This is a genomic window from Myxococcus sp. SDU36 (assembly GCF_030168875.1).
GTDB lineage: Bacteria > Myxococcota > Myxococcia > Myxococcales > Myxococcaceae > Myxococcus > Myxococcus vastator.
In genome coordinates, this window is sequence record NZ_CP077414.1 from 7,703,738 (window position 1) to 7,712,430 (window position 8,693).

Consider the following 8,693-nt stretch of genomic DNA (forward strand, 5'->3'; position numbering starts at 1 on the left):
CGGCACCTGGAGGAGACATCCATGTCGCGGAAAGTGGCGCTCATCACCGGAGCCTCGGCGGGTTTGGGAGAGCAGTTCGCACACCTGTTCGCGAAGGACGGACACGACGTCATCCTGGTCGCGCGCAGCGCGCCGCGGCTGGAGGCGCTGGCGGCGAAGCTGGAGCAGGCCCATGGGGTGAAGGCACACGTCTTCCCAGCGGACCTGGGCCGGCCGGAGTCTCCCGAGCAGCTCTTCGAGGCCGTGCGCGCGAAGGGGCTGGCGGTGGAGTTCCTGGTGAACAACGCGGGCTTCGGCTCGTGTGGCCCCTTCCTGGAGCAGGACCTGGCGCGCGAGGCGGAGATGGTGGAGGTCAACTGCACCGCCCTCCTGAAGCTGTCGCACCTGTTCGCGCGGCCCATGCGGGAGCGGGGCAGCGGGCGCATCCTCAACGTCGCCTCCACCGCGGCCTTCCAGCCCGGGCCCTTCATGGCCACGTACTTCGCGACCAAGGCCTTCGTGGTGTCCCTGTCGGAGGCGCTGGCGCACGAGCTGAAGGGCACGGGCGTGACGGTGACGTGCCACTGCCCGGGCGCCACGCACACGGAGTTCACCCAGCGCGCCGGCAACGGCCAGACGCGGCTGTTCCAGCGGCCGGGCGTGGCCAAGGCGCAGGACGTGGCCGCCCATGCCTACGCGATGATGCTGCGCGGCCGGGTGCTCTCCATCCACGGGCTGCTCAACTGGGTGGGGGCGCTGGGCGTGCGCTTCAGCCCGCGCGTGGCGGTGCGAGCGCTCGCGGCCAGCCTCAACCAGCAGGGCTGAGGCTGGCGTCCACGGCAGCGCGCGTCAGTTGTACGTCGCGCTCAGGACAATCGCCAGGCTGGTGACGTTCCAGTTGTCACTGCTGCTGTCGTCCCGGATGCGGCCCAGCGCCAGCTCGGCGCCGATGCCCAGGCCCAAGTTCTTGCTGACCCACCACTCCTTGCCGATGCCCAGGTGCAGGCCACCACCCAGGTCCGTCTCGGCGATCTTCTCGCCATCCTCGGTGATGGAGAGCTGGGTGTAGCTGATGGCGCCGGACAGGTAGACGTTGATGGGCATGAAGTAATAGGTGACGCCCAGGCCCACCGCGCCAAGGTTCTGGCTCCAGTCCTCGTTCGCGTTGTCGACGGAGAGGTCACCCACCTGGATGCTCGGGTTGGGCGAGGCGGCGCCGTAGAACTTGCCGTAGAGGATGAAGTTGTTGAAGAGCGCGAAGCCGATTTCGGCGTTGATGTTGCCGCTGGCGCCCTTCACCGAGACCTCGGGCGAGATATCGGCCGCCGTGGCTCGCAGATGGCCGCCGCCCACCTGCAGGCGCAGGTAGAAGCCGTCATGGACGTGCTCGTCGTATTCCTGGGCGTTCGCGGTGGTGGCGGTGAAGAGCAGGGCCGCGATGATGATGGGGTAGCGCATGAGAACAGCTCCTTGGGTGAATCCCACCCGGCCGGGGGTTGCCGCGCTATGTAGCACGGCGCGCGGGAGGTCAGCGTCCGCTCCACACCGGGCCGTGTTCGCGACGCTTGCGCGTCCGCGTTCGGGTGCCGGAAGCTCCGCGCCACCATCCGGGCGGTGCGCCATCCTGGCGTGGCCGGAAAGACGAAGAGAGGGACGGGGATGACCGCGACCGTGGACCACGAGGCACTGGCACATATCTTGGATTCGGCCAGGCTGGAGCGCCGCGAGGTGGCGCCGCTCACCCGCGAGCAACCCACGCTGAGCGTGCCGGACGCCTACGCCATCCAGGAGGCCGGAATCCGGCTGCGCCTGTCCCACGGCGAGCGCGTGGTGGGCTTGAAGATGGGCCTCACCTCCGAGGCCAAGCGCAAGCAGATGAACCTGGACTCGCCCGTGTACGGCGTGCTCACGGACCGGATGCAGGTGCCCGCCGGCGGCGTGATTCAGCTGTCGCGGGGCGTCCACCCCAAAATCGAGCCGGAGATTGCCTTCCGCACCGCGCGCGAGCTGCGCGGCACGGTGACGCGCGACGAGGTGCTGGACGCCTGCGAGTCCGTGTTCGCGGCGATGGAAATCCTCGACTCGCGCTACCGCGACTTCAAGTACTTCTCCCTGCCGGACGTGGTGGCGGACAACGCGTCCTCCTCGTTGTTCGTGCTGGGCACCACCGAGCATCCCCCGCGTGCGCTGGACCTCACGCGGTTGGAGATGACGATGTCGGTGAATGGCGAGCCCGTCCAGGCCGCCCGCTCGGATGCCATCTCGGGGGACCCCGTCATCTCCGTCATCCAGTTGTGTGCGCTGCTGGCCCAGCGCGGCCAGGTGTTGCCCGCGGGGAGCACCGTGCTCGCGGGCGCCGCCACCGCCGCGCACATGCTGCGCCCGGGGGACCGGGTGCAGCTCACGGTGGAAGGGCTGGGCATCGTGGCGGTGTCCGCCGAGTAGCGCCGGGCGCTACCCGCCGAGCGGAGCGCCCGCCGCTTCCATCACCGGAGCCGGCGCGCGCGTGGAAGTCAGGCGCTGGAGCAGGTGCCCCGCCAGCTCCCGCGCCTGTCCTCGAATCTCAGGGACGGCCGTCGTCTCCCACAGCTCGCCCCGGCGCGGCGGGCCCAGCGTGTAGAGGCGCCCGGAGGCGCGTCCGCCCGCGTCCAGCAGCGCGCCGTCCGCGTCCGTGGCCAGCCCCATGCCCAGGGCGTCCGAGCGCGCGCGCCCTGTCTCCACCAGCCCACACAGCACCGGATGTCCGCGCGTCATGGCGCCCTCCGGCCCCGTGCAGTTGATGACGTGCTGGACGCGCAGCGCCTCCTCGCCGCCCTGGCCCCGGCGCCGCACGCGGACCTCCACGCCAGACGCCTCCAGCGCGAAGCCCTGGATGCGCGCCGCCTGGAGCGTCAGCCGGCCCTGGCGCCGCAGCCGCTCCACCGTCTCGCCGATGCCAGGCGCCATCCGGTGCCGGTGCACGTCCCAGTACGCGCGCAGGTGCCGGAGGAAGCGCTGCCGCTCGTCCACCGGCAACCGCTGCCACAGCGGTATCGTCACGGGCCGCAGCGCGTCCACCACCGTCCGCCAGTCCGCGCCCGCCTCCGCCGCGCGCCGCACCTCCCGGCGCAAGAGGTGGAGGATGGCGCGGATGCGCACGGGAGTGGGGCGCGTGCCCGTCGCGCTCACGTCGCCGCGCTCGCGCCGCACCTCCTGGCGCAGGGCCCGCAGCGCCTCCCTGAGGCCGGGCGAGGCATGGGCCGTGGCGCCCGCCTGGAGTGTCTCCTGGTGCACATGGGGCAACAGGCCGTGCCGGGACAGCGCGTGGATGTGGCCCTGGTGTCCCTGCTCCACCAGTGACAGCACGGTGTCCACCATGGTGAGCCCCGTGCCGATGAGCAGCACGTCGTCGTCGGCGGACACGCCTCGGAGCGCATCTTGCGCCCAGGGGGAGCGGTGATACCGGCGGCTGGCGTACAGCCCTCCGTCGGGCACGCGCGGGTTGGACGGCAGCGCATTGCCCAGGGCCAGCACCACGGTCCGGGCCTCCACCTGGCCCTCGCTCGCCAGCGCGACGCGCACCGTGCCGTCGTCCGTCTCCTCGACCGAGGCGACGTCGCCGGTCACCACTTCCAGGTGCACGCCCGGCGCGGCCTGGGCGCGTGCCTCGCGCAGCACCGACTCCAGGTAGCGGCCATAGCGCTGGCGGGAGATGAACGCGCCGGGCGCGGTGTCGGGCAGCTCACGGCGCACCCAGCGCAGGAAGTGCTCCGGGTCGTCCGCGAAGGCCCCCATCCGCGCCGCTGGCACGTTCAGCAGGTGACACGGGCTCGTCGTTGAATACGCCAGCCCCAGGCCCGCCCGCGCGCTCCGCTCCACCAAGGCCACGTGGAGCGGCCCCCGCGCGCTCCTCAGGAGGTGCACGGCCAGCAGCGTGCCGCTGGCGCCTCCCCCCACGATGGCCACGTCCCAACACCCCAGTGCTCGCACGCACCAATCGTAGGTCGTGGAATGCTCGCTGGCATCCTCTGGTGGCGGCCGGGTGTCCAGGCCCCGGGCCTGGATGTCCGGCCCCCCCACCTGGGCAAGGCGCTGTTTCGTGCTCACTCTCCCTCGCACACGAGGGGGGAACACCATGCGCGCGCCCATCATCGACCAGCGCGAGCACGGCGCCGTGGCCCAGGCGCTGCTCGGCTGGCCATTGCCGGAACAGACAGAGGACGTCGCCTCCCTGGCGTGGCTGGTGGAGCGGCTGCGCTCCAGCAAGGTGGATTGGGGACTGCTGGACAAGCTGGTGCGCTTCGAGCCCTCGGGCTACACGCGGCAGACGATTGCCCGGACGCCCGCGTGCGAGCTGCTGCTCGTCTCCTGGCTCCCCGGGCAGGCGTCCCGCGTCCATGACCATGGCGGCTCCGGGGGCGCCTCCTGGCTGGTGCGGGGGCTGCTGCGGGAGACGCGCTTCGCGTGGGCGGGGGACCGGCTGGTGCCCGACGTCATCGTGGGGGCGAGCGAGGGGGACGTCCTGGTGGAGTTTCCGGACACCATTCACCGCATCGACAACGCGTCCCGCCACGGGGCGGTGTCCCTGCACCTCTACGCGCCGCCGATGCAGGGGATGACGCCGTACGATGCGAGCCTGGCGCCGGAGTCGCTCAAGCCACCGCGTCCGCCTGCTGCGGAGCGCGAGGCGCCTGGGCGAAGGCGCCGGCCACGGGCAACGTGACGCGGAAGATGCTGCCCCGCTCCGGGGCGCTCTCCACCGTCAGGGTGCCGCCCAGCGACGTCACGATGCCATGGCACACCGCCAGCCCCAGGCCCGTGCCCACGCCCAGGGGCTTGGTGGTGAAGAACGGGTCGAAGATGCGCTCGCGGTGCTCGGGGGAGATGCCGCAGCCGGTGTCGCGCACCTCCACCGCCACCCGGCCCGCCTTCGCCTCGAGGGCGACGACGTGGACCTCGTTCTTCTCCACCTCGCCGGGGATGATGGACTGCGCCGCGTTGAGCAGCAGGTTGAGGAACACCTGCCCCAGCCTCGCGCCGTTGCCCTGCACCGGCGGCAGGCCTTCACACTCCACCACCAGCCGCGCGCGGTGCCGCAGCTCGTGCATGGCCATCTTCGCCGCCGTGCGCACCACCGAGGCCAGGTCCGACGGGCCCGTGCCCACGTCCTCCGCGCGTGACAGCGTCTGCAAGTCACGGACGATGAGGCGGATGCGCTCGGCGCCGTCGCGCGTTTCCGCCAGCGCCTCCAGCACCTCCTGCCGGTCCTGCTCGGAGAGGTGCTCCTTCTGCTGCAGCTCCTGGTGGATGTACTCCAGGTTGCTGAGGATGAAGGCCAGCGGGTTGTTGATTTCGTGCCCCACGCCCGCGGCGATGCGGCCCAGCGCAATCAGCCGGTCGGCGAACAGCAGCTGCGCCTGGGTGGCGCGCAGCTGCTCCAGGCTGCGCGACAGCTTGACGTTGGCCGCCTCCAGCGCCGCGGTCCGTTCACGGACCGTCTCCTCCAACAGCGCCGCCTCCCGTGTGGAGGGTCGCGGCGCGCGAATCCGCGCGCCATTCAGGGGAGGGGCCTGGAGCGTGTCGAAGGCGCGCCGCAGCGTTCCGCGCCGCAGCGCCACCGCGGACATCAGCATCACCCTCGCTCGCAGCGTCATCGCGTCCGGCTCCAGCGGTGTGGTGTCTGTTCGTGGAAGAGCCACGAGTCGCGACAGACCCGCGTAGTCAACACTGTCATGGCGGTCAGGGGCAAGGGACGGAAGGGGGGTGACAGCGTGCGCCGCAGGACGGAGACGGTGTGCTCCAACCGAGCACCCGCTGCATCAGTCGGGGCACATGCCGCAGTCCGCCTCGCAGCTTCCCGCCGCGACGCCGCTGCCGCAACGCTCGGTGAACTGACAGATGCCATCTCCGCAGCGGTGGATGTCGCGCGGCTGCAGGCGCGTCGTGAGCGGCTGGAAGGCGCGTCCGTTGTATGTGCAGGTTTCGTAGTAGGGCGTTTCGCCGTTGGACGGCGGGTTCTTCTTGCCCGCGTCCCAGTCAAAGGGGAGGGCGTCGGTGGCGGCGCGTTGGCAGAGCGACTCGCAGGTGCCCGTGTGGATGATGGGCAGGCAGTCCGCCTGGGCGGGGTTCGAGGCCAGGCCGCAGGCGCGTACGCTGCTCTCGTCCTCGCGGTAGCCGCGGTCCGTGGCGGCGAAGACGCCGGTGCCGTCGAAGAGGTTGCCGAAGAAGCACGCCTCCCGCTCGCTGAACGTCGACAGCTCCTGCTCCGTGTACGACAGGGCGCCGCCCCGCGCGTTGCGGCCCAGCACGGAGATGGCGACGGAGAGCCCGAACTTGTTCGCGTGGGCCGCCAGGCAGGCGGAGACAATCTCTTCCTCCTGGGGTGTCGCCGGTGCGCCCGTGGCCCAGTTGTGTGCCAGCCCCAGGCCTCCGTCCCAGGTGTACTTCACCCCCGTCACCGGGTGGGTGTACTTGCGCTGCTGATTCTCCTTCGCCGCGCACCGGATGATGTAACGCATGATTTCATCGGCCTGGGTGGGGTCCTGGTTGAACCAGTTGGAGAACCCCGCCGTGGACAGCCCGTTGGTTGACAAGCCATTGGTGGACAGCCCGTTGGTCGAAAGGCCATTGGTTGATAAGCCATTGGTCGACAATCCGTTGCCCGATTCGGCCGCCGTGCGGGCTGCGGACAGCGTCCGGGTATCACCCCCGGGCTCCGCTGGACCACATGCCCCGCCTCCGAATCCCAGCGCCAGGCTCAGCACCCCCCCGGCGATGCGCTGCCGGCTCAGGTGTTTCAGGCAGGGATTGATTTGGATTCCAGACAGAGACGCTGGCATGAAGCGCATGGCTCTCCCCCGTTTCAGGGAGCGGGCAATGCCAGCTCCCTGGATGCCATCAGTTCCAGCTTCCACGAACTAAAACACTGTCGCTGATGGATGAAGCCAGTGTGACGGTGTTCAAACCGTGAGAAAATATGGCTCGGTGGGAAAATTCGGGTAGGGGTCTGCCCGGAGACACCTGGTGTGTGTCATGGGCGACGGCGGCGCTGCTGCTTGCTCGCAAGGTGATAGCGGATACGGGCTTTCCGCCAGCTAATCGCTTTCGTCGAACTCCAGCGCGAGCGACGCGGCCGGGGTGAGCGCGAAGCCATCCGGGGTGCGCAGGCGCCAGGTGCCCACGTCGGTGACGGGGCCTCCCACGACCTCGGACTCCGAGGCGTCGCCACGCGTCTCCGCCTGGCCCAGGTGGAGGCAGAGGTGGACGCGGGCATTCACCGGGTCCGCCAGCTTCTGCGCCATGTCCTGGAGCACCCGCAGCGCGCGCTCCGCCTCGCGCAGGTACTCGGTGCGCTTGGGGGTGGGGGCGCCGTGGTCCAGCGGGTGCACGGCCAGCAGGGAGGTGCCGGACTGGAGCGCCAGCAGGAAGCCGCCGCCGCGCAGTCCCTGCTCCAGCCCATCCAGCACGTCCGCGAGCACCGCGTACACGGCGTCGTCATCCTGGGCGGAGGCGGCGAGCACGACTTCGGCGTGGACGGCGAGCGCCAGCCGCGTGCGGCGCGTGGGCTGGACGGGCTCCTCGGCCGCTTCGCTGAGCGCGGCGAGGAAGGCCGTCACGCTGCCGAAGCGGCGGCCGCCGTCCTTCTCCAGGCAGCGCAGCACCACCGCGTCCACCGCCGGGGACACCGCGGCGATGGCGCTGGGCCGGGGCGCGGGCGCTTCCAGGTGCAGCCGCTCCAGCTCCATCCGGTCCTCGCACTGGAAGGGATAGCGGCCGGTGACGAGCTGATGCAGCAGCACGCCCAGCGCGTAGATGTCCGTGTGCGGGCCAATGGGGCCGCCGCGGAACTGTTCGGGCGCCATGGCGTGCGCGGTGCCCAGCCGCTGGCCGGCGATGGTGAGCCCTTCCTGCGAAGGCTCGGCGTGCAGCAGCTTGGCGATGCCGAAGTCCAGCAGCTTCACCCGGGGGTGCTCGCCTTCCTCCACGACGAGGATGTTGCTGGCCTTCAGGTCGCGGTGGACGACGCCCGCGCGGTGCGCGGCCTCCAGCGCGCCGCAGACGGGCTCCAGGTACGCGCGCGCGCGCGTCGACGACAGCCGGCCGCGCTCCAGCACCACCTGGCTGAGCGTGCGGCCGGTGAGCAGCTCCATGACGTAGTAGGGGCTGCCGTCCGGCATCAGCCCGAAGTCATAGACATCCACGATGTTGGGGTGGCGAATCTGGTTCACCACGCGCGCCTCGCGCACGAAGCGCTTGAGCATCTCCCCCTGGTCCGCCAGGTGCGGGTGGAGGACCTTCACCGCGGCCCGCCGGCCCAGGATGCGGTGCTCCGCCTCGTACACGCTGCCGTGCCCACCCGAGGCGAGCAGCGCCTTGAGGACGTACTCCCCGGCCAGCGTGCCCGGGCCTTGCTGGGTACGGGAAGGGTCGCTCTGGGCCCGCTCGGATGCATGCAGGTCCGCGCGGGCCTGGATGCGAAAGGTGCTCTCGGAGTCCGCCGCCATGGGGTGCCTCATCCTTACACCTTTCCCCACGGAGTCTGCGCTGGCGCCGGGTTGAATTCCCGCCGCGCCGCGGCATCGCGGTGTGCGCGTTGGCCACCCACCGGGGATGACGTGGGCGCGTTGCGCGGGGTGTTCGCTGGCGGAAGGTCTGCTGCCCTGGAGTCGGGGGGGATTGGACGGAGGGGCCCTGGCACTGATGGGATTCAGGGGGCGTGACGCTTCGTACGGGGA

8 protein-coding genes are annotated in these 8,693 nt (G+C 70.9%); 3 read left to right on the forward strand and 5 right to left on the reverse strand.

The window, feature by feature from the left end:
• Nucleotides 1-21: 21 nt before the first annotated feature.
• Nucleotides 22-804: an SDR family NAD(P)-dependent oxidoreductase gene (locus KGD87_RS31495; protein ID WP_284664646.1), complete on the forward strand. Its 783-nt coding sequence runs from the start codon at nucleotides 22-24 to the stop codon at nucleotides 802-804.
• Between the two features lie 24 nt (nucleotides 805-828).
• Here KGD87_RS31495 and KGD87_RS31500 read toward each other — a convergent pair whose 3' ends face one another.
• Nucleotides 829-1,437: an outer membrane beta-barrel protein gene (locus KGD87_RS31500; RefSeq protein WP_284664647.1), complete on the reverse strand. Its 609-nt coding sequence runs from the start codon at nucleotides 1,435-1,437 to the stop codon at nucleotides 829-831.
• Between the two features lie 201 nt (nucleotides 1,438-1,638).
• Between KGD87_RS31500 and KGD87_RS31505 the strand changes: the two genes are divergently transcribed.
• Complete coding sequence (locus KGD87_RS31505) at nucleotides 1,639-2,424, forward strand: 2-keto-4-pentenoate hydratase (protein ID WP_284664648.1); 786 nt, start codon at nucleotides 1,639-1,641, stop codon at nucleotides 2,422-2,424.
• 9 nt (nucleotides 2,425-2,433) lie between these two features.
• Here the strand turns inward: KGD87_RS31505 and KGD87_RS31510 are convergent, their stop codons facing one another.
• The gene (locus KGD87_RS31510; protein ID WP_284664649.1) at nucleotides 2,434-4,065 is read right to left on the reverse strand and encodes an FAD/NAD(P)-binding protein; all 1,632 of its coding nucleotides are present in this window, start codon (nucleotides 4,063-4,065) and stop codon (nucleotides 2,434-2,436) included.
• Nucleotides 4,066-4,093: 28 nt separating this feature from the next.
• Between KGD87_RS31510 and KGD87_RS31515 the strand changes: the two genes are divergently transcribed.
• Nucleotides 4,094-4,681, forward strand: a complete 588-nt coding sequence (locus KGD87_RS31515; protein ID WP_284664650.1) for a cysteine dioxygenase — start codon at nucleotides 4,094-4,096, stop codon at nucleotides 4,679-4,681.
• Here the strand turns inward: KGD87_RS31515 and KGD87_RS31520 are convergent.
• The 3 genes from KGD87_RS31520 to KGD87_RS31530 form a co-directional block, all read right to left on the reverse strand.
• The gene (locus KGD87_RS31520) at nucleotides 4,611-5,612 is read right to left on the reverse strand and encodes a sensor histidine kinase (protein WP_284664651.1); all 1,002 of its coding nucleotides are present in this window, start codon (nucleotides 5,610-5,612) and stop codon (nucleotides 4,611-4,613) included. The genes KGD87_RS31515 and KGD87_RS31520 overlap by 71 nt on opposite strands.
• A gap of 165 nt (nucleotides 5,613-5,777) precedes the next feature.
• On the reverse strand, nucleotides 5,778-6,806 hold the full coding sequence (locus KGD87_RS31525; protein ID WP_502887974.1) for a hypothetical protein: 1,029 nt from the start codon (nucleotides 6,804-6,806) through the stop codon (nucleotides 5,778-5,780).
• A gap of 246 nt (nucleotides 6,807-7,052) precedes the next feature.
• On the reverse strand, nucleotides 7,053-8,462 hold the full coding sequence (locus KGD87_RS31530) for a serine/threonine-protein kinase (RefSeq protein ID WP_284664653.1): 1,410 nt from the start codon (nucleotides 8,460-8,462) through the stop codon (nucleotides 7,053-7,055).
• Nucleotides 8,463-8,693 lie beyond the last annotated feature (231 nt).